Genomic DNA, 20,648 nt, shown 5'->3' with positions numbered 1-20,648 from the left:
CCCTATAGGTGCGCGAGCTTCTCCAGGACGGGTGCGGCCTCGCGCAGCTTGGCCCACTCCTCCTCGGTCAGCTCGGCCGCGAGCCCGGCCAGGAAGGCGTTGCGCTTGCGGCGGCTCTCTTCGAGCATCGCTTCGGCTTCCTCGGTCTGGCGGACCACCTTCTGGCGGCGGTCGTCGGGGTGCGGCTCCAGCGTGACCAGTCCCTTGGCCTCCAGCAGGGCGACGATGCGGGTCATCGACGGCGGCTGCACGTGCTCGCGCCGGGCCAGCTCACCGGGGGTGGCCTGGCCGCAGCGGGCGAGGGTGCCGAGGACCGACATCTCGGTCGGGCTCAGCGACTCGTCGACGCGCTGGTGCTTGAGGCGTCGGCCCAGCCGCATGACGGCGGAGCGGAGGTCGTTCACGGCGGCTGCGTCGTCGCCATGGGAAAGGTCACGCATGTCCTTAGAGTAACTCATTACTCTAGCTAAAGAACACCGGGTTTCCCCTGGCCCCCTCCGTCACGCCTCCGTCATGGCTTCATCACTCGTAAGGGTGAGTGGGGCGCGGAAAGTGACACGCGTACACGCCCTCAGCCCCGACTCTTTCGGCATGGGGACACATGTGCTGAGCATGCGCATAGACGGGGAGCTCCTCGACAGGCTCCGGACTCATGCCGCCAAACGCGGAATGAGCGTCCAGGACTACGTGGTCCGGACGCTCATTCGCGACGACTTCGACGAGCGCTTCAAGGCGGCCGTCGACGAGACGGAGAAGTTCTACGGGCTGACGTGAGCCCGGGCACCAGCCTTACGTGAGGCCGAGGGCGGGCATCGCGTAGTAGAAGACGAACACCGCCGACACGACGTACATGGCCACCGGGACCTCACGGCCCCGGCCGGTCGCGAGCCGCAGCGCGCAGAAGCTCACGAAGCCGATGCCGATGCCGTTGGTGATCGAGTACGTGAAGGGCATCATCACCATGGCCAGGAAGGCCGGGACGGCGATGGTGAAGTCGCTCCAGTCGATGTCCTTGACCGAGCCCGCCAGGATCAGGAAGCCGACCGCCACCAGGGCGGGGGTCGCGGCCTGGGACGGGACCATGGTGGCGAGCGGGGTGAGGAACAGCGCCACGGCGAAGAGACCGCCCGTCACGACGTTCGCCAGACCCGTGCGGGCGCCCTCGCCGACACCGGCCGTGGACTCCACGAAGCAGGTGGTCGCGGAGGAGGAGGTCGCGCCGCCCGAGGCGACGGCCAGGCCGTCGACCAGCAGGACCCGGTTGATCCCGGGGAACTCGCCGGTCTTCTTGTCGATCAGCTTCGCCTCGTCGCCGACGCCGAGGATCGTGCCCATGGCGTCGAAGAAGCAGGACAGCAGCACGGTGAAGACGAACAGGACGCCCGTCAGCACCCCGACCTTCCCGAAGCCGCCGAAGAGGCTGACCTGGCCGACCAGGCCGAAGTCGGGCGCGGCCACCGGATTGCCCGGCCACTCCGGGACGGTCAGGCCCCACCCGGTGTCGGGGAGCTTGACGACCAGCTGGACGGCGACCGCGACGACGGTCATCGCCACGATGGAGATCAGGATGGCACCGGGCGTCTTGCGGATCAGCAGCGCGAGCGTGAGCAGCACGCCGACCGCGAAGATCAGGACGGGCCAGCCGTGCAGGTGGCCGCCCGTGCCGAGCTGGAGCGGGACCGTGGTGTGCGCGGCGTCCGGGATGCGGGTGACGAAGCCGGAGTCGACCAGGCCGATCAGCATGATGAACAGGCCGATGCCGATCGCGATGCCCTTGCGCAGGCCCGTCGGGACGGCGTTCATGACCCGCTCGCGCAGGCCGGTCGCGACCAGCAGCATCACGACGAAGCCGGCCAGGACCACCATGCCCATGGCGTCGGGCCAGCTCATGCGCGGCGCGAGCTGAAGGGCGACGACCGTGTTGACCCCGAGTCCGGCGGCCAGCGCGATCGGGACGTTGCCGATGACACCCATGAGGAGGGTGGTGAAGGCCGCGGTCAGGACGGTCGCCGTGACGAGCTGGCCGCCGTCGAGCTGGTTCCCGTACATGTCCTTCGCGCTGCCGAGGATGATCGGGTTCAGCACGATGATGTAGGCCATCGCGAAGAAGGTGGCGAAGCCGCCGCGGACCTCGCGGGCGATGGTCGAGCCGCGCTCGGAGATCTTGAAGTAGCGGTCGAGCCCGCCGGAGGGTCCCTGGGGGGAAGGCTCCGGACGGATGGCTTCGGGGGCGGGAGCCGACGTGCTCATACGGTCCTCAAATGGGGGTTCATACGAAGAAAATGGGCCTCGCCCAAACCGTTTCAGTATGAACACATGAACGAAGGGGCGTCCATCTCCGCGCGTAGACCCCGAGCGCGGCCGCCTAGACTTGCGGCATGGCGAAATGGATTGCGAAGCACGAGGCGCCCGAGCCCTTGGAGGGCCCGGTCGTCGCCACCGTCACCGGTGGCACGATCCTCTGGTTCGCCCTGTTCCTCGTCCAGCTGCCCTTCTACGGCTGGTTCGCCGACCGGGACCTGCTGTGGTGGGTCTGGACCTGTGCGGCCGGCGGCTTCCTCGGCCTGATCGGCATCTGGTACGTCCGCGGCCGGGACGCTGCGCTCAAGCGTCACGCGGCCGAGGCTGCCGAGCGGGCCGAGCAGCCGTAGCCGTACCCGTACCCGTACCCAGTCCCGCCCCCGGCTGACGGCCAACGGCTACCAGCGGACGATTCGGGTCATCCCGAAGTCGGATCTTCGGCCCGCTCGGCAGGTGCGGTGTTCGAACCGCCCTTACCGTCGGAACCATGACGCAGCGGGCAGACATCGACGACGGGCCGGAGCCGAGCGGCGCCGCGGGCGGCCGGGCAGGCGGCACCGCGGCCATCGACGCGGGCGCAGAGCTCGATCCGGTGCACCCCGTGCAGCCACCGGCACCCCGGTTCAAGCCCGCCGGGCTGACCACCGCCGAGGTCGCCGAGCGCGTCGCGCGCGGCGACGTCAACGACGTCCCCGTCCGCAGCAGCCGCTCCACCGCCGACATCATCCGTGCGAACGTCTTCACCCGCTTCAACGCCATCATCGGCGTCCTCTGGGTGATCATGTTCTTCGTCGCGCCGATCCAGGACAGCCTCTTCGGCTTCGTGATCATCGCGAACACCGGCATCGGCATCATCCAGGAACTGCGCGCCAAGAAGACCCTCGACGGCCTGGCCGTCATCGGCGAGGCCAAACCCAGCGTCCGCCGCGACGGCCGAACCGCCGAGATCTCCACCTCCGAGATCGTCCTCGGTGACGTCATCGAACTCGGACCCGGCGACAAGGTCGTCGTCGACGGATCCGTCGGCGAGGCCGAGAGTCTGGAGATCGACGAGTCCCTGCTCACCGGCGAGGCCGACCCCGTCCTGAAGAAGCCCGGCGACCTGGTCATGTCCGGGTCCTTCGTGGTCGCCGGCGGTGGCGCCTTCACCGCCACCAAGGTCGGCCGCGAGGCCTACGCCGCTCAGCTCGCCGAAGAGGCCTCCCGCTTCACGCTCGTCCACTCCGAGCTGCGCTCCGGCATCTCCACCATCCTCAAGTACGTCACCTGGATGATGGTGCCGACCTCGATCGGCCTGATCATCAGCCAGCTCGTCGTCAAGGACAACAACCTCAAGGACTCCATCGCCCGCACCGTCGGCGGCATCGTCCCGATGATCCCCGAGGGGCTCGTCCTCCTCACCTCCGTCGCCTTCGCGATCGGCGTCATCCGCCTGGGCCGCAAGCAGTGCCTGGTCCAGGAACTGCCCGCCATCGAGGGCCTCGCCCGCGTCGACGTGGTCTGCCTCGACAAGACCGGCACCCTCACCGAGGGCGGTATGGACGTCACCGAACTCCGCCCCCTCGGCGGCGCGGACCCGGCGTACGTCAAGAAGGTGCTCGGCGCCCTCGGCGAGTCCGACCCGCGCCCCAACGCCAGCCTCCAGGCGATCATCGACGCCTACCCCGTGAGCGCGGAGTGGCGCTGCACCGAGTCCCTGCCCTTCTCCTCCGCCCGCAAGTACAGCGGCGCCAGCTTCAGCGAGGGCGACGGCGAGAACAACACCTGGCTCCTCGGCGCCCCCGACGTCCTCCTCCCCGCCGGGGACCCGGCCCTCGACGAGATCAACGACCTCAACGAACAGGGCCTGCGCGTCCTCCTCCTCGCCCGCTCCGCCCGCGAACTCGACGACGCGGCCGTCGCCACCGGCGTCCGCCCGACCGCCCTCGTCGTCCTGGAACAGAGGCTGCGCCCCGACGCCGCCGACACCCTGCGCTACTTCGAGGACCAGGACGTCAAGGCCAAGGTCATCTCCGGGGACAACGCGGTCTCCGTCGGCGCGGTGGCCGGAAAGCTGGGGCTGCCGGGCGCGGAGAACACCGTGGACGCCCGCAAGCTCCCCACCGAACAGGCCGGCATGGCCGACGCCCTGGACGCGAACGCGGTCTTCGGCCGCGTCACCCCGCAGCAGAAGCGCGACATGGTCGGCGCCCTCCAGTCCCGGGGCCACACGGTCGCGATGACGGGCGACGGCGTCAACGACGTACTCGCCCTCAAGGACGCCGACATCGGCGTCTCCATGGGCTCGGGCTCCGAGGCCACCCGCGCCGTCGCCCAGATCGTGCTCCTGAACAACAGCTTCTCCACGCTCCCCTCGGTGGTCGCCGAGGGCCGCCGGGTCATCGGCAACATCACCCGGGTCGCCACCCTCTTCCTCACGAAGACGGTCTACTCCGTCCTCCTGGCGATCCTGGTGGTCTGCTCGCAGGTCGAATACCCCTTCCTGCCCCGCCACCTGACCCTGCTGTCCACCCTCACCATCGGCATCCCGGCCTTCTTCCTGGCCCTGGCCCCCAACAAGGAGCGCGCCAAGCCGCACTTCGTGAAGCGCGTCATGCGCTACGCGATCCCCGGCGGCATCGTCGCGGCGACCGCCACCTTCGTGACGTACGTCGTCGCCCGCTCCTACTACACCGGCCCCGACGCCCTGAAGTCCGAGACCAGCGCGGCCACCCTGACCCTCTTCCTCACCTCGATGTGGGTCCTGGCGATCATCGCCCGCCCGTACACCTGGTGGCGGGTCGGCCTCGTCGGCGCGATGGGCGGAGCGTTCCTGATCGTCCTCGTGGTGCCCTGGCTCCAGGACTTCTTCCAGCTGAAGCTGGAGGGCACCACGATGCCGTGGATCGCGGTGGGCATCGCGGCGGCGGCGGCGACCCTGATCGAGTTCACCTTCCGCTGGGTGGACCGGAAGTTCCCGGCCTGACCTGTGCGGTACCCGCCGCGCCCGACCGTGCCGCCCGGGTCCTGACCCCTGTACAGGGCCCGGGCGGTACGGGGTCCGGGAGCCCTACGCGGCCAGCGCGTGGGCGTCGCGGGCCTCGACGCGGGTGCGCAGGGCCAACGTGGCCGCCGCCGTGACGAGGCCCGCGACCAGGGCGGTCCACCACAGGGTCGCCGCACCCAGGCCGGTGTAGACGCTCACGCCCACCGTCAGCGCGGTGAAGCGGGCCACGCCCCAGGTCCAGCTGAAGGCGCCCTGGTAGCGGCCGCGGGCGTGGGCCGGGGCCAGTCCCGCGACCACCGAGGCCGCGATCCCGGCGACGACCACCTCGCCCAGCGACCAGAGCACCACCGACAGCGCGTACCCGGCGAAGCTGTCGGCCAGGCCCGTCACCGCCACCCCGAGGGCGATCAGCGCACTGCCCGCGGCCTGGACCCGCAGCTGCGGCAGCTTCGCGAGGCGGGCCGTCACGAACGGCTGGAGGGCCACCACCAGCACCGCGTTGACCGCGGCCAGTGCCCCGTACACGGCCGGGGAGAGCCCGCTGTCGCGGACGGCCAGCGGCAGCGCGACCTCGGTCAGCGAGTACACGAACAGCTGGATGCCGAAGACCGGGAGCAGCAGGAGCATCAGCCGGTCGCGCACGACGACCCCGTAGCCCACGCCCGCGTCCTCGCCCGCCGCCGGGGCCCGCTGCGGCTCGCGCAGCCGGGCCGCGACCACGGCGGCGTAGACCAGCAGGGTGCCGGCGTCGACCGCGAAGAGCAGCCAGTAGCCGTGCGCGGCCAGGAAACCGCCGAGGACGCCCGCGACGGCCGTGCCGATGTTGACGCCCCAGCCGAACAGCGCGTACGCCCGCTGGCGCCGCTGCGCGTCCACCGCGTCGGCCATCAGCGCGTACGCGGCCGGGCCGACCGTCGCCGAGGCGGCGCTGAGCAGCAGCGCCGCCGCCGCCATCGTCCACACCCCGGGTGCGAGGAACAGCGCGCCCTGCGCCGCCGCGGCGCCGATCAGCCCGATCAGGATCGTCGGGCGGCGCCCCATCCGGTCGGCGAGCGCCCCGCCGAGCACCGGGCCCAGCAGGTTGCCCGCCCCCAGGGCGCCCAGGACGTACGAGGTCTCGGCGCCGGTGATGCCGCGGTCCGCCAGCAGGAACACCAGGAACGGGGTGACGAGGTGGCCGAGGCGGTTGACGATCGTTCCGGCGAAGAGGGTCCATACGGTGGGCGGGAGTCCGCGGAAGGTGGAGGGCATACGAGGAGCCTGCGCCCTGCACCCCCGGACCCGAACTGATTAAGCTCAGACCGAATCCAACGGATCCTCGGGGGCGTTCTTCATGGAATCAGGACTGAGTTTCTCGGCGGCGGACCTGGCGCAGACCAGGTTCGCGGTCTCCCCGATGTGGGAGGTCGTCACCAGTTTCCGGCTGCTCAGGGAGGACGCCGACCCCCCGCTGCACCGCCGTTGGGCCGCGCAGGTCAGGCCCCGGCTGCTGCGGGCGGGCCTGGACCGGGGCTGGCTGGCCGCGCTGATCCCCGGCAACGGCTACCTCGCGGACTTCCTCAACCCCGCCCCGGCCGGGCCCTTCCCCCAGCTCGCCGCCGAACTCGACGCGATCCGCCGCAACAGCCCCGAACAGGTCCGCGCGGACCTCGCCACGCTGAGCCGCAAGTCCGACGGCCCGGCGGCCCGGCTCCGGCTGCTCCACGAAGAGCCCGCCGCCGCGCTGGAGAAGGTCGCGGAGGAGATCGAGACGTACTGGGAGCTCGCGCTCGCCCCGTACTGGCCCCGCATCCGCCGGCTGCTGGAGGCCGACCTCTTCCACCGCGCCCGGCAGGTCGCCGAGCACGGCTCCGCCTACGTCCTGAACGAGCTGCACTCCACGGTCAGCTGGGACGACGGCACCCTGCACCTGGTCCGCAGGCAGTGCGGGCTGACCCGGGACCAGACGGGCTCCGGCATGCTCCTGGTGCCCTCCGCCTTCGCCTGGCCCCGCGTACTGACCCGCTCGGTGGCGCCCGACCCGCCGCAACTCGCCTACCCCGCCCGGGGCATCGGCGACCTGTGGGAGCCCCGTACGACCGGGGCCGCCGCCGAGGCCGTCGCCGCCGTCCTCGGCCGCTCCCGCGCCCAGCTGCTCGCCGAACTCGACACCCCGGCCTCGACCACGCAGCTCGCCCGCAGCTGCGGCCTGTCCGCCCCCGGGGTGTCCCAGCACCTGACGGCCCTGCGGAACGCGGGCCTGGTCACCGCGCACCGCAACGGCCGCTCGGTGCTCTACGCCCGCACGGCCGTCGCCGACGCCCTGCTCACGCCGGTGGCGGCGCCCTAGTCGAACCAGCGGTCGCGGGCCAGTTCGCCGGTCCGGGACGGGTCCTCCAGCAGGGCTGCCACCTCGAAGCGGCGGGGCCATTGGGACGCCGACCAGGCGAGGCCGGCCGCCACGCCTTCCAGGGTGGCCGCGTGGAGCGTGCCGTCGGGGGTGCGGCGCCAGTCGAGTTCGATGCCGCCCGCGATCAGTTCCTCGTGTTCGAGGTAGGTGCGGGGGGTGGAGGGGCCGAGGAGGATGCGGACGGATTCGGGTACGTCGTGCTCCTCGCCCGGTGTCGTGACCTCCGCCGGGACCGTCTCCGAGAGGCGGCGGACCTGGAGGAGTTCCGCCAGGTCCGCCGCCCGGGACGGGGCGACGGGGAGGAGGGGGAGGCCGGTGGTGAGGGGGAGGAGGTCGGGGGCGTCGGCCACGAGGGCGTCGGCGGCGTCGACCACGACCACCTCGCCGTCCACCACCGCGCGCAGCTCGTCGGGGAGGGTGACCTGCTCGGGGTCCAGGTCGGCCAGGGCCCCGTACAGGCCGTGCAGCTGGCGGCCGGTGACCTCGCGGTCCGGGTCGGCGAGGCGGCCCAGGAGCTCGGCCGCGCCGCCGGGCTCGTCCAGGAGGGCGGCGACGGAGGTGCGTACGCCGAGGGCGCGCAGGACCTGTTCGTCCTCGAAGCCGGTGGCGTCCGCCGAGGTGTAGAGGCCCTCCAGGAGCGGGTCGCCGCCCGCCGCGCGCAGCCCGGCCGGGCGGCGGCCGTCGAGCACCGGGTGGTCGCGCAGCCACCATGCGGTGTACGAGCGCACGGACTGCGTGGTGCCGTCCGGGAGGAGGATGCGCACCGGCTGGGTGAGGGCGTCGCGGAGCGGGGGCTGGGCGAGCATCGCGAGGGCCTGGGGCCAGCAGTCGTCGTCGACGAGGTCGAGGTCGCGGACGGCGATCAGTTCCGTGGCGACCGGCGGGACCGGGGTGTCCGGGAACTGGTCGAGGAGGTCCTCGCACCAGACGTCGACGGCGTCGAGCAGGCCCGCGTCGTCGGGCTCGGCGAAGTCGCCCTCGCGCGGCTCCAGTTCGTCCGGATCGAGGACCACGTCCGTGGCGCGGACCAGCTGGAAGGTGGCCAGCACTCCGCAGGCGGTGAGGGTGTCGGCGTCCCAGCGGGCGGCCAGCTCGGCGTCCACGTACGGGACCTCGTCCTCGCGGATGACCGAGGCCAAGGGGCTGCCGGGGAGGAGGAGTTCACCCGCGGGGGTCAGTTCGCCGTCCTCGTCGGGCAGGGCGAGGGCTCCGAGCCAGGGCTCGTCGCCGGGGGAGAGGTCCGCGTCGCGGACCAGGGTCAGGACGATCTCGGCCAGTTCGTCGGCGTCCGGGGTGTCCGCGTCCTCGTCCCAGATCTCGCCCGCGTCCAGGGAGGCCGCGACGGCCGCCCGCACCTGCGGGGTCGTCAGGACGGCCCGCGCCGTGGCCGGGAGGGCGCCGAGCTTCTCCAGCAGCGGGTGCGTCGCGTCCGGGTGGGCCACCTTGAGCCCGAGGCGGGCGAGGTCGGCCGGGGTGTCCGCGGAGGGGAGGAGGATGTGGCGGGGGCCGATGGCGGTGCGGCCGTCGGCGAGCGGCACCGGGAGCCCGGACAGGCGGTCCGGGTCCACCCCGGCGAGGCTGTCGTAGAGCCGGTGCCACCAGTCGGGGGTCCGCTCGATGCCCGCGATCCGCTCGATGGCGTCCCCAAGCGGGAGCCGGCCCACGCCCAGCGTGCGCAGCTCGGGGCGGCGTTCCAGGCCGGCCGGGAGCAGCGTCGGCAGTACCTCCGCGAGCACGCGGACGGTGTCGGCGCCCGCGCCCTCGACCACCTCGGCCTCGAAGGGGCGCAGCGCGGTCAGCTCCTCGGAGGGGGCCGCCGGGGCGAGGAAGGCGGTGCGGGGCAGACGCTTCAGCACGGCCGCGCGCAGGGCCCCGTCGAGCTCGCCCTTGCCGAGCGGGCCCGGTACGAGGTCCACGAGCGCGGTGCTCACCGGCTCCCAGTCGCCGAGCAGTTCGGCGTACGCGTCGGCCGCGCGCTCCACGAGGAAGTCGGTCAGCGGCCCCGGCGCGGGGTGCCGGCGGGTGGTGTCCAGCGGCAGGGTCGCGATGAGCAGCGCGGGAATGCCCAGCGGCTCGTCGGTCGGGGTCGGCGCGTGCACCACCGGTGCGGTGGCGGGGCGTACCGGGGCGCCCTCGTCGTCGACGGGTACCGCCCAGGACACCGCCCAGGAGGGCCGCAGCCGCTCCTCCACGGGCCGGTCGGCGAGCAGCGCCCGCTCGATGGGGCCGCCGTGGCGGACGGTGCGCCAGCGGCTCGTACCGTTCTGGGAGTCCTCGATGACGGTGTACGGGCCCTCGTCGCGGCGGTGGAGGGTGCGGCTGCCTCCGGCCGGGGTCTCCACGACCACTTCGCGCAGCCCGGGCAGGGTCAGCAGCAGGGCGTCGTCGATCCCGGCGAGCAGCCGCTCCACCAGGCCCTCGGCGGCCGCGTCGCGCAGCGGGAGGACGACCACCGTGTCGTAGCCGTCGGGCGCGGTGCCCTCGGCGGGCAGCGGGAGCCGCAGCAGCGGCACGTGGCCGTCGCGGCGGCGCAGCTCGTCGCCGAGGCCGGGGCTGCCGACGGCGGCGCCCCGGGCCAGCTCGCGGGCCTCGACCAGGGACCAGCGCACCCCGCCGTGCCGGCCCAGCACCGCGGGTTCGTCGGAGACGGCCAGCACGGCGGCGAAGCCGACGCCGAAGCGGCCGACGCTGTCGCCCGCGGACTCCCGCTTGGCGGATGCCCGCAGCGTGGACAGCGACTCCACGCCCGTCGCGTCCAGCGGGGCACCGGTGTTGGCCACGGCCAGTACCGCGTGCCCGTGGTCGCCCTCGCCGGGGGCGGGGTGCAGGGTCAGCCGCAGTCGGCCCGGCACCTGGGCCCGGGCGGCGGCGTCGGCCGCGTTCTGCGCCAGCTCGACGACGAGCCGGTCGCGGTAGCCGCCGAGCGCGAGGTCCTCCTCGGCGTTGGCGTCCTCCCGGAACCGGGCCGGGCCCGCTCCCCACGCGTCGAGCACCCCGCGCCGGAGCCGGGCCGTGCCGAAGGGGTCCACGCCGCTCTGGGCCGCCGTCACTCGCACGCTCACGCCGCTGCCTCCAAGTCGCTCCCCGGAGTCCTGACAGTCCTGGCCCCGGAGCCCTGAAGGTATCGCGTGCAGAGCTACGCCTTGCCCGTGAGGTGCGCGAACACGACGACGTCGGCGTCCCAATTGACCTCTTCGCCCCCGTGAATGAGGGTGATTCCCCCCTGCCCTCCGCGGTGAACGGTCGGGCTTGAGGTGCCGGAGCTCTCAGAACGCCGGAGCCCCCGGCGACCAGGGGTCGCCGGGGGCTCCGGGTGCTTCGCGTAAGCCGGTCAGGCCGGTCAGGCCGGTCAGGTCAGAGCTGCTCGATGACGTAGTCGATGCACGCCGTCAGCGCCTGCACGTCCGCCGGGTCGATCGCCGGGAACATCGCGATGCGCAGCTGGTTGCGGCCGAGCTTGCGGTACGGCTCGGTGTCCACGATCCCGTTGGCGCGCAGCACCTTGGCGACGGCCGCCGCGTCGATGTCGTCGGAGAAGTCGATCGTGCCGATGACGGCGGAGCGCTTGTCGGCGTCCACGACGAACGGGCTCGCGTACTTCGAGGCCTCCGCCCAGCCGTACAGGTTGCGCGCGCTGGCGGCCGTACGGCCGGTGGTGAACTCCAGGCCGCCCTGGCTGTTCATCCACTCCAGCTGCTCGTTCAGCAGGAAGAGGGTGGACAGCGCCGGGGTGTTGTACGTCTGGTTCTTCAGCGAGTTGTCGATCGCCGTCGGCAGCGAGAAGAACTCCGGGATGTGCCGGCCCGACGCGTGCACGCGGGCGGCGCGCTCCAGGGCGGCCGGGGAGAACGCGGCCAGCCACAGGCCGCCGTCCGAGGCGAAGGACTTCTGCGGGGCGAAGTAGTAGACGTCCGTCTCGGTGATGTCCACCGGCAGACCGCCGGCGCCCGAGGTGGCGTCCACCAGGACGAGCGAACCGGCGTCCGCGCCCGCGACGCGCTTGATCGGCGCCGCGACACCCGTCGAGGTCTCGTTGTGCGTGTACGCGTACACGTCCACGCCCGCCTCGGCGACCGGCTCGGGGTGCGTGCCCGGCTCGGAGGAGATCACGGAGGGCTCGTCCAGCCACGGCGCGAGCTTCGCGGCCTTGGCGAACTTGGAGGAGAACTCGCCGAAGGTGAGGTGCTGGGACTTCTGCTCGATGAGCCCGGCGGTCGCGATGTCCCAGAAGGCGGTGGAGCCGCCGTTGCCCAGGATCACCTCGTAGCCCTCGGGGAGGGAGAAGAGGTCGCGGAGACCCTGGCGCACCGATCCGACCAGGTTCTTGACCGGGGCCTGACGGTGGGAGGTTCCGAGCAGGGAGGTTCCGGTGGCGGAGAGGGCGTCCAGCGCCTCGGTCCGCACCTTGGAGGGGCCCGCGCCGAAGCGTCCGTCGGCGGGCTTGATGTCAGCGGGAATCTGGATCTCGGCCACGGGCGGAGCGTATCGGGTCGGGCAGGCGCTCACTGAGGCGCGTCCACCCGATGAGACGAGTCCGTCTCACATGTAAGGCAAGACACGCAGCGACACTCCTTACGACCGCCTAATCTGGATAAATGACCGCGCCCTCGTCACCCTCACCGATCCCCACGGCCGTCCCTTCGCCCGCCCCGACCTCGGAGGCCACCCCTCGGGGACGCGGCACGACGCACCTCGGCCCGGTCGCACTGGTGATCGCGGCGGGCGTCTCGGTGCAGTTCGGCGCGGCGCTCGCGGTCACGATCATGCCCAGGGTCGGCGCGGCCGGCGTGGTCACCCTGCGGCTGGCGGCCGCCGCGATCGTGCTGCTGATCCTGTGCCGGCCCAAGCTGCGCGGCTACTCGCGCTCCGACTGGCGCACCGTGATCACCTTCGGCATCGCCATGGCCGGCATGAACGGGCTCTTCTACCAGGCCGTCGACCGGATCCCGCTCGGCCCGGCGGTCACCCTGGAGGTACTGGGCCCGCTCGCCCTCTCCGTCATCGTCTCCCGCCGCCTGGTCAACCTGCTCTGGGCGGGCCTGGCCCTCGCGGGCGTCGTCCTCCTCTCCAGTCACGGCGGGGCGGGCTTCGGCGGCCTCGACCCCCTGGGGGCCGCCTTCGCCCTCGGGGCGGGGGTGATGTGGGCGGCGTACATCGTCTTCAGCGCCCGCACCGGGCGGCGCTTCCCCCAGGCGGACGGCCTGGCCCTGGCGATGGCGGTGGCGGCGGTGATCTCCCTCCCGCTGGGCGTCTACGAGGCGGGCTCGACCCTGCTGCTGCCCAGCACCCTCGCCCTGGGCGTGGGGGTGGCCGTGCTGTCCTCCGTCCTGCCGTACACCCTGGAACTCCTGGCCCTGCGCAAGCTGCCGGCCCCGACCTTCGCGATCCTGATGAGCCTGGAACCGGCCATCGCGGCCACGGCGGGCTTCCTCGTCCTGAACCAGGCCCTGTCCGCCCTCGACGCCCTGGCCATCGCCCTGGTCATCGCGGCGAGCATGGGCGCGGTGCGGTCGCAGATCGGCAGGCGCGGGAAGTAGGGGCGGGAAGTAGGCGCCGGGAGCGGGCGCGCGGCGGGGCCGCCCGCGGACGGCGCGGGCACTCACCGTCCGACGGGCCCGCTCGCCGCCGGCGGACGGTGGCCGCTCGCCCCGGGAGCCGGTGCGTCCGCCGCCCCCGCCTCGCCGCCCGGACCGGCCCGCCGGGCGCTCCGGGCGTGCCACAGGTGCACCGCCAGGACCAGCAGTGCGGCCAGCGCCGTGGCCGCCCCGCCGGCCAGCAGACCGGCCCTGGCCCCGTGGCGCTCGCTGAGCCAGCCGATCAGCAGCGCGCCGAACGGCGTGGTGCCCTGGAACACCAGCGTGTACAGGGCCATCACCCGGCCCCGGTAGGCGACGTCGGTGCCCAGCTGGATCCGGTGGTTGGCCGCCTGGGCGAAGGAGATCGAGGCGAACCCGGTGAGGAACAGCAGCCCGGCCGCCACCGCGTACGAGGGAGCCAGCCCGGCCAGCAGCTCCAGTACGCCGAACGCCAGCGCCGAGACGATGACCAGCCGCAGCGGCGGCCGACCGCGCCGCCGCGTCGTCGCGAACGCGGCGGCCAGCGAGCCGGCTGCCATCGCCGTGGTCAGCAGCCCGAACGCGGCTGCGTCGGCGTGCAGCACGGTCTTCGCGAACAGCGGCAGCGTCAGCTGGAAGTTGAAGCCCAGCATGCCGACCACCGCGACCAGCGCCATCGGCAGCAACAGGCCCGGCCGGGCCGCCATGTACCGGATGCCGTCCGCGGCCCGCGCCCGCTTCGGCCGGCCCGCGCCCCCGGCGGGGCGGTGCAGCTCCTCGGAGCGGATCAGCCGCAGCCCGGCCACCGTCGCCAGGTAGCTCACCGCGTTGACCGCCATCACGGTCCCCGTGCCCAGCCAGCCGATCAGCAGGCCGGCCAGTGCCGGACCCACCACCCGAGCCGAGTTGAAGTACGCGGCGCTCAGCGCGGAGGCGTTGGGCAGCAGTTCCGGCCCCACCAGCTCGGTCACGAAGGACATCCGGGTGGGCACCTCGACCGCGTTGACGATGCCCAGGGCGAGCGCGAACACGCACACGTGCCACACCCGCACCACACCGGCCAGCACCAGCACCGCCAGCAGCAGCGCCAGCACCCCCGAGGCCGCGTTCGCGCCGATCAGCAGCCGCCGCTTGTCGTAGCGGTCGGCGAGGCCGCCCGCGTACAGGGTGAGCAGCAGCAGCGGCGCGAACTGCAGCGCCGTGACCACGCCCAGTGCGGTCCCCGAGTCACCGGTCAGCGACAGCACCAGCCAGTCCTGGGCGACGACCATCATCCACGTGCCGGTGACGGAGGCCAGCTGGCCGCCCGCGAACAGCCTGAAGTTGCGTATCGTCAGGGACTGGAAGCTGTGGGCGAGCGCGCGTTTCATCAGGTCCTTGTCGGTCGGTGCCGGCCTTCACGGCGCATGACCGGCCGGGCTCCGGCGGGTGCGGCGTCCAGGGCCAGCAGTTGCTCCTCCAGGAACCCGAGCGCCCGCAGGTGGTACGCGCGGGCCGACCAGCCGAGGCTGATGTTGTGACCCGCGTCCGGCAGGCTCTCGACCCGCACCGTCGGGGCCGACAGCGGCCGGGTCAGTGCGGCGACGGCTTCCTCGTCGAAGCGCCACCACTGCTCCTGTTCGGCGAACGTGAACCGGACCGGCACGTGCACGCGGGCGGCTATGTCCGGGTACAGCTCGGGCCACAGCGGAGCCTCCCGGGCCTCACCGGCCGGCACCGGGGACACCAGGCCTCGACCCAGCCTGAAGGCATCCGGTGGATACAGCCTCAAGGCTCCCCAGTGCCGGCGCCAGTCGCCGTGGCCGTCCTGGCCCGGCAGCTGGTGCGGGGCCACCGCGAGCCGGTTGCCCAGCCCCGAGATGTCCAGGCCCAGCAGCCGGTCGCCGGTCTCCCCGGCGGCCGCGGTGGCCAGCGCCAGCTTTCCGCCGTTGGAGTGAGCGACCACGAAGAAGCCCCACCCCGTGGCGTACCGGTCGGCGAAGTCGGCGAGCGCTGAGTGCAGGGTCGCCGCCTGGTCCGCCAGCGCCTGTCCCTCGGGCAGGGAGGCGGCCGACAGCCCGTACCCGGGCCGGTCCACGGAGAGCACGCTGTAGCCGAGCTCGGCGCCCAGGGAGAGCAGCGAGAGTCCCGGGCGGGCCCGGCTGTCGAAGTAGCCGGCGCTCATCCCGCAGCCGTGTATGGCCACCACGGCGGCGCGCGGCGGCGCCGAGACCGGCTCGGCGAGCAGCGCCGAGATCGGGATGCCGCCGGCGTCGAGGGTGATGGCACGGATCTCTGCGGTCATCTCGCGGCCCCGCCGCCGCGCCAGCCGTGCCCGGTTCCGGGGATGACGTGGCGCTCCCGGCGTCGCCAGCGTACGGGCGGGCGCCCGGCGGGCCGGTGCTCGTGGGGGGCCTCGGTGGCTTCGGCGGCCTCGGCGCGTGCCGAGGCGAGGGCCAGCACCACCGCGGTGAGCGCGGCCAGTTCGTCCGGGTCGGGGGAGCCCTTCTCGATACGGATGAGCTGGTTCATGGTTCTCCAAACGGAATCGGGAGGAGGAGAGAGGGAGTTCAGCACCCCGCGTGGTCCGTCAGTGGCGGGCCGGCGCGTCCGTCACTGCGGCGGGTTGCCGTGCTTGCGCGACGGCAGGTCCGCCTGCTTCGTGCGGAGCATCTCCAGCGAGCGGATCAGCACCGACCGGGTCTCGCGCGGGTCGATGACGTCGTCGATCAGCCCCCGCTCGGCCGCGTAGTACGGGTGCATCAGCTCGTCCTTGTACTCGGTGATCCGCTGCTGACGTACGGCCTCGGGGTCCTCGGCCGCGTTGATCTCCCGCCGGAAGACCACGTTCGCCGCGCCCTCCGCGCCCATCACCGCGATCTCGTTGGTCGGCCAGGCGAGTGCGAGGTCGGCGCCTATGGAGCGCGAGTCCATGACGATGTACGCACCGCCGTACGCCTTGCGCAGCACCAGCGAGATCCGCGGCACCGTCGCGTTGCAGTAGGCGTACAGCAGCTTGGCGCCGCGCCGGATGATGCCGTTGTGCTCCTGGTCCACGCCCGGCAGGAAGCCCGGCACGTCGACCAGCGTGACGAGCGGGATGTTGAAGGCGTCGCAGAACTGCACGAACCGCGCGGCCTTCTCCGAGGCCTCGATGTCCAGCACACCGGCCATCGAGGCCGGCTGGTTGGCGACGATGCCGACCACGTGCCCGTCGAGCCGGGTCAGCGCGCACACGATGTTGGTGGCCCAGGCCGGGTGGACCTCGAAGTACTCGCCGTCGTCGACGATCTCCTCGATCACCTTGCGGATGTCGTACGCCTGCCCGGGCTCGGCCGGGACGAGGTCCAGCAGCGCGTTGGTGAGCCGGTCCGCGGGGTCGCCGGAGCGCTCCACCGGGGACAGCTCCCGGTTGTTGGCCGGCAGCAGCGACAGCAGGTAGCGGACGTCCTCGATGCAGTGCTCCTCGTTGTCGTACGCGAAGTGCGAGACGCCGGAGACCGTGGAGTGCACGTCGGCGCCGCCGAGGCCGTTCTGGCTGATCTCCTCGCCGGTGACCGCCTTGACGACGTCCGGGCCGGTGATGAACATCTGCGAGGTCTCGCGGACCATGAAGACGAAGTCGGTGAGGGCGGGGGAGTAGGCCGCGCCGCCCGCGCAGGGGCCGAGCATCACGCTGATCTGCGGGATGACGCCGGAGGCGCGGGTGTTGCGCTGGAAGATCCCGCCGTAGCCGGCGAGGGCGCTGACGCCCTCCTGGATGCGGGCGCCCGCACCGTCGTTGAGCGAGACCAGCGGTGCGCCCGCCGCCTCCGCCAGGTCCATGATCTTGTGGATCTTCTGGGCGTGCGCCTCGCCGAGCGCGCCGCCGAAGACCCGGAAGTCGTGGGCGTAGGCGAACACCGTGCGGCCGTGGACCTTGCCCCAGCCGGTGACGACGCCGTCGCCGTGCGGCTTCTTGTCCTCCAGCCCGAAGCCGCTCGCGCGGTGCCGGCGCAGCGGCTCCACCTCGTTGAACGACCCCTTGTCCAGGAGCAGCGCGATCCGCTCGTGCGCGGTCAGCTTGCCCTTGGCGTGCTGGCGCTCGGTGGCGGCCGGGTCCGTGCCGAGCCGCGCCGTTTCCTTGATCTCGGTGAGCTCGTCGATCCGGCTCACGATCGTGTTGTCCGCTGTGGGCATCGTCTTCCTCAACTCTCGTACGTCGGTCGGTCGGTCGCGTGGTCGGGTGGTCAGGCGGCGACGACGGCGTCGTGCTGCGGGGCCAGCGCGGCCACGGTCAGGCCGAACTGGCGGGTGGTGCCGGTGGCCAGCGACCGGGTGCGGGGCGCGATGCGCCGGCCCAGCCCGGTCAGCACCAGGCCGGGCCCGACCTCCACGAAGTGGGTGGTGCCGCGGCCGGCCAGCAGCCGCACCGTCTCCGTCCACCGCACCTGGCTGGTGAGTTGCGCGCGCAGCGCCACCACGGCCTCGGTCGCGGTGGTCACCTCGGTGCCGGTGACGCTGGAGACCATCGGGATCACCGGGTTGGCGAAGTGGGTGCCGATGAGCGCCTCGGTGAACTCGGCCTCGATGTCGCGCAGCAGGCTGGTGTGGAACGGCCCGCCGGTCTCGATCTTCCTGACCCGCAGGGCGCCCGCCGCGCGGGCCAGGCTCATCAGCCGGTCCACCGCGGCGCTCTCGCCGGACACCGCGGTCTGCCCCGGATCGTTGTCGCCGGTGACCTCGACGACCCGGCCGGTGCTCCGGGCGGCCTCGCCGCACAGCCACCGCACCTCGGCGCGGCTGAGCCCGAGGACGGCGGCCGTGGCGCTGGGCACCCGGTCGTTGGTGGTGGCCACCAGCTCGCCGCGCAGCCGCACCAGCTCCAGCGCGTCGGTCCAGTGCAGGACGCCCGCGGCGGTCAGCGCGGTGTACTCGCCCAGGCTCTGGCCCGCGACCGCGTCCGGCCCGATGCCGTGGTCGCGCAGGATCTCGTACGCGACCAGGCTGGTCAGGAACACGGCCGGCTGCGCGATCGCCGGGTCGGCCAGCTCGGAGGCGGACCCGTACAGGCACAGCCGCGAGAGCGGGATGCCGAGCAGGTCGTCGGCGGTCCGGAAGTAGCGCTCGGCGATCTCGGGGCGCAGCGCGCACAGGTCCCTGCCCATGCCCACGCGCTGTGAGCCCTGGCTCGGAAAGACGAAGGCCGTGCGGGTCATATGGTCGTGCCCTTCTCGGTCGTGGTGCGTCATCGGTCGGTCCGCCGTCGCGGCGTGTGGTTCAGGCGTCGAGCAGGGCGGGCGCGGTGGGTGCGCGCAGCCACTCCCCGGCCAGCCGGCGTACGTGCACCGTTCGCGGCGGCCCGCCGCGTACGGCGGCGGCCGCCACGTGCGTGGGTGCGCACGGCACGTCCAGCACGGTCCATCCGGCCGGATGCCCGGCCGCGTCGGTGCCCAGGTAGTCCTGGGCGGGGGGCCGCCGCAGCCCGGTCCCCAGGCCCTTCAGGTACGCCTCCTTGCGGGTCCAGATCCGGCCGAACAGCCCGGTCCGGTCCGTCCCGGACGCGGCGCCCAGCTCAGCGCGCTCGCGCGGGTGCAGCGACGGCGTGCAGAACTCGACCGTCGCCGGGTGGGGCAGCCGCTCCACGTCCACTCCGACCGGTACCGCCGCGATGCCCACCACCGCGATCCCGGCGCTGTGCGACAGCGAGAAGTGCAACGGGGGCGACGGCGAGTCGACGGCCGGGCGGCCGTGCTCCCCGCCGCACTCCACGCACCGCTCCCGCACGAAGCGCACGAGGCCCGGCGCGGTGTCGGTGTACCGGCCGAGCAGCCGGCGCAGGGCGACGTGGGAGGCCGCGTACAGCAGTGCGTCGGCCGGTCTGACGAAGGCGGCGGCCCGGCGCCGCTCGGCGTCGTCGAGGTCGGAGCGGTCCAGCCCCTCGGCTTCGGCGCCCTGCGGGCTGTGCACCAGCCACAGATCGAGCCGGTGCGGCTCCACCGTGAATCGGGGTGCTGTCATGTCCTTCCCCCCTGTGTCGGTTTCGGCAGTGAGGGTCAGTGGGCGGTGTCGGACACCGCCCGCCGCGGCCGCACACCGCGGAGCGCGAGGAGGAAGCCGGCCAGGCCGACGGCCGTGACCAGCACCAGGGCCGGGGCGGACCCGGCCGGGTGGAGCGCGGCCACCGTCGCCGTCACCAGGGCCGCGCCCAGTTGGACGGCGGTCTGGTACAGCCCGCCGGCCGCCGCCTGCCGGTCGGTGGGCACCGCCGCGGTGGCCTGCAGGTGGAAGGCGGTGAAGGCGAGCACGAACGCCGCCCCGACCAGCAGCATCGTGGGCAGCACGTCGACCGCGTACGAAACGTCCGCACGGTCGTCGCGCGGGTAGAGGGCGTACCCGAGCGGGGCCGCGGCGGCGCCCGCCGCGATCAGCCGCGCCGGCCCGAACCGGTTGACGATCCGGCCCGAGTACAGCGCGGTCAGCGCGAGCGGTGCGCTGGCCGGCAGGAAGGCGAGCCCGGTCTCCAGCGGGCTCCACCCGGCCCGCTGCTGCAGGTGCAGGGTGCACACCAGCAGCAGTCCCAGGTACGAGCCGTTGAGCGCGCCGGCGCCGAGCGCGGAGCGCACCAGCGGCTTGCGGGCAAGGAGTTCGAGCCGTACCAGGGGCTCGCGTGCGGTCAGTTCGACCCGTACGAACACCACGGCGAGCAGCACCGCCAGCGCGAACGCGCCGACCGTACGCGCGCCGTGCCGGTCCGCGCCGGGCACCGACGTGATCGCGTACACCAGTGCCAGTACCGCACCGGTCAGGCTCAGCGCGCTCACCGCCCCGTACCCGCCCGCCGGGCGGGGTCCGGGCTCGTCGCGCGGGATCAGCTTCAGCCCGGCGGCGAACAACAGCAGCGCCACCGGCGCGGGGAACGCGAACGCCCAGCGCCAGCTGACCTCGCTGAGCGCCCCGGACAGCAGCAGTCCGGCGGAGAAGCCGCCCGCCCCGAAGAGCGAGTAGACGGCCACCGCCCGGCTGCGCGCCGGCCCCTCGGGGAAGACGGCAGCGATGATGGCCAGTCCGGTCGGCGCGGTCAGCGCCGCACAGAAGCCCTTCACGAAGCGGCTCGCGACCAGCAGCTCGGCGCTGTCCGCCAGCGCCCCGGCGAGCGAGGCGACGGCGAAGACGGCGAGCGCCGCGAGGTAGACGGGCCGGCGGCCGAGCAGGGCGACCAGCCGGCCGCCGAAGAGCAGCAGCCCGCCGAACCCTGCCGCGAAACCACTGACCACCCACTGCAGTTGAGGGGTGTCCAGTCCCAGATCGGTGCTGATGGACGGCAGCGCCACGAGCGCGACGGACACCTCCAGGGCATCGAGGAGCATGTTGCCCGCGAGGACGAACAGCAGGCCCCACAAGGCGGCCGGCGGGGCGCCCTTGGTGGTCGAGGTCATGGAAAGCGTCATGGTCGTGG

General features: G+C 73.1%; 17 protein-coding genes. 5 read left to right on the top strand and 12 right to left on the bottom strand.

Features of this window, described 5'->3' with window-relative positions:
- Positions 1-2: 2 nt before the first annotated feature.
- Positions 3-440, bottom strand: coding sequence for a MarR family winged helix-turn-helix transcriptional regulator (locus OG625_RS16835; RefSeq protein ID WP_329381216.1), 438 nt, complete (start codon positions 438-440; stop codon positions 3-5).
- 151 nt (positions 441-591) lie between these two features.
- Here OG625_RS16835 and OG625_RS16830 point away from each other — a divergent pair, with 151 nt between their 5' ends.
- Positions 592-774 carry a hypothetical protein gene (locus tag OG625_RS16830; RefSeq protein ID WP_030156886.1) on the top strand — a complete coding sequence of 61 codons (183 nt, stop codon included), beginning with the start codon at positions 592-594 and terminating at the stop codon, positions 772-774.
- 15 nt (positions 775-789) lie between these two features.
- On the opposite strand, the gene OG625_RS16825 is transcribed toward OG625_RS16830, so the two are convergent.
- Complete coding sequence (locus OG625_RS16825; protein WP_329381213.1) at positions 790-2,250, bottom strand: NCS2 family permease; 1,461 nt, start codon at positions 2,248-2,250, stop codon at positions 790-792.
- 128 nt (positions 2,251-2,378) lie between these two features.
- Here OG625_RS16825 and OG625_RS16820 point away from each other — a divergent pair, with 128 nt between their 5' ends.
- On the top strand, positions 2,379-2,651 hold the full coding sequence (locus OG625_RS16820) for a DUF2530 domain-containing protein (protein WP_329381210.1): 273 nt from the start codon (positions 2,379-2,381) through the stop codon (positions 2,649-2,651).
- A 137-nt stretch (positions 2,652-2,788) separates the two neighbouring features.
- A complete protein-coding gene (locus OG625_RS16815) occupies positions 2,789-5,266 on the top strand; it encodes a cation-translocating P-type ATPase (protein WP_329381207.1) in 2,478 nt (825 codons plus the stop codon).
- Positions 5,267-5,350: 84 nt separating this feature from the next.
- On the opposite strand, the gene OG625_RS16810 is transcribed toward OG625_RS16815, so the two are convergent.
- On the bottom strand, positions 5,351-6,538 hold the full coding sequence (locus OG625_RS16810; protein WP_329381205.1) for an MFS transporter: 1,188 nt from the start codon (positions 6,536-6,538) through the stop codon (positions 5,351-5,353).
- Positions 6,539-6,620: 82 nt separating this feature from the next.
- Between OG625_RS16810 and OG625_RS16805 the strand changes: the two genes are divergently transcribed.
- Positions 6,621-7,616 (top strand): ArsR/SmtB family transcription factor, encoded by a 996-nt coding sequence (locus OG625_RS16805; RefSeq protein WP_329381203.1) that lies wholly within the window; start codon positions 6,621-6,623, stop codon positions 7,614-7,616.
- On the opposite strand, the gene OG625_RS16800 is transcribed toward OG625_RS16805, so the two are convergent.
- Together OG625_RS16800 and serC are read right to left on the bottom strand one after the other, a co-directional pair.
- Positions 7,613-10,738 carry a sacsin N-terminal ATP-binding-like domain-containing protein gene (locus OG625_RS16800; RefSeq protein ID WP_329381200.1) on the bottom strand — a complete coding sequence of 1,042 codons (3,126 nt, stop codon included), beginning with the start codon at positions 10,736-10,738 and terminating at the stop codon, positions 7,613-7,615. The two genes, OG625_RS16805 and OG625_RS16800, sit on opposite strands and share 4 nt — an antisense overlap.
- Before the next feature lie 292 nt (positions 10,739-11,030).
- Entirely contained in the window at positions 11,031-12,149 is a 1,119-nt protein-coding gene (gene serC, locus OG625_RS16795) for a phosphoserine transaminase (RefSeq protein ID WP_329381197.1), read from the bottom strand.
- Positions 12,150-12,271: 122 nt separating this feature from the next.
- Here serC and OG625_RS16790 point away from each other — a divergent pair, with 122 nt between their 5' ends.
- Positions 12,272-13,213 (top strand): EamA family transporter, encoded by a 942-nt coding sequence (locus tag OG625_RS16790; RefSeq protein ID WP_329381194.1) that lies wholly within the window; start codon positions 12,272-12,274, stop codon positions 13,211-13,213.
- A gap of 62 nt (positions 13,214-13,275) precedes the next feature.
- On the opposite strand, the gene OG625_RS16785 is transcribed toward OG625_RS16790, so the two are convergent.
- The 7 genes from OG625_RS16785 to OG625_RS16755 form a co-directional block, all read right to left on the bottom strand.
- On the bottom strand, positions 13,276-14,601 hold the full coding sequence (locus OG625_RS16785) for an MFS transporter (protein WP_329381192.1): 1,326 nt from the start codon (positions 14,599-14,601) through the stop codon (positions 13,276-13,278).
- Entirely contained in the window at positions 14,601-15,515 is a 915-nt protein-coding gene (locus tag OG625_RS16780) for an alpha/beta hydrolase (protein WP_329381190.1), read from the bottom strand. Before OG625_RS16780 ends, OG625_RS16785 begins: the two co-directional genes overlap by 1 nt.
- Positions 15,512-15,742 (bottom strand): acyl-CoA carboxylase subunit epsilon, encoded by a 231-nt coding sequence (locus OG625_RS16775; RefSeq protein WP_329381187.1) that lies wholly within the window; start codon positions 15,740-15,742, stop codon positions 15,512-15,514. The genes OG625_RS16780 and OG625_RS16775 overlap by 4 nt, the downstream gene beginning before the upstream one ends.
- Before the next feature lie 81 nt (positions 15,743-15,823).
- Entirely contained in the window at positions 15,824-17,389 is a 1,566-nt protein-coding gene (locus tag OG625_RS16770) for an acyl-CoA carboxylase subunit beta (protein ID WP_329381184.1), read from the bottom strand.
- 50 nt (positions 17,390-17,439) lie between these two features.
- Positions 17,440-18,408 (bottom strand): ACP S-malonyltransferase, encoded by a 969-nt coding sequence (locus OG625_RS16765; RefSeq protein ID WP_329381181.1) that lies wholly within the window; start codon positions 18,406-18,408, stop codon positions 17,440-17,442.
- Between the two features lie 61 nt (positions 18,409-18,469).
- Positions 18,470-19,210, bottom strand: a complete 741-nt coding sequence (locus OG625_RS16760; protein WP_329381178.1) for a 4'-phosphopantetheinyl transferase family protein — start codon at positions 19,208-19,210, stop codon at positions 18,470-18,472.
- 35 nt (positions 19,211-19,245) lie between these two features.
- Positions 19,246-20,640, bottom strand: a complete 1,395-nt coding sequence (locus OG625_RS16755; protein ID WP_329381177.1) for an MFS transporter — start codon at positions 20,638-20,640, stop codon at positions 19,246-19,248.
- Positions 20,641-20,648: the final 8 nt, after the last annotated feature.

The sequence above is a fragment of the Streptomyces sp. NBC_01351 genome (assembly GCF_036237315.1).
In the GTDB taxonomy this organism is placed as follows: domain Bacteria; phylum Actinomycetota; class Actinomycetes; order Streptomycetales; family Streptomycetaceae; genus Streptomyces.
Note: the sequence above shows the minus strand (reverse complement) of the source record. Positions and strands in the feature narration are given on the sequence as shown.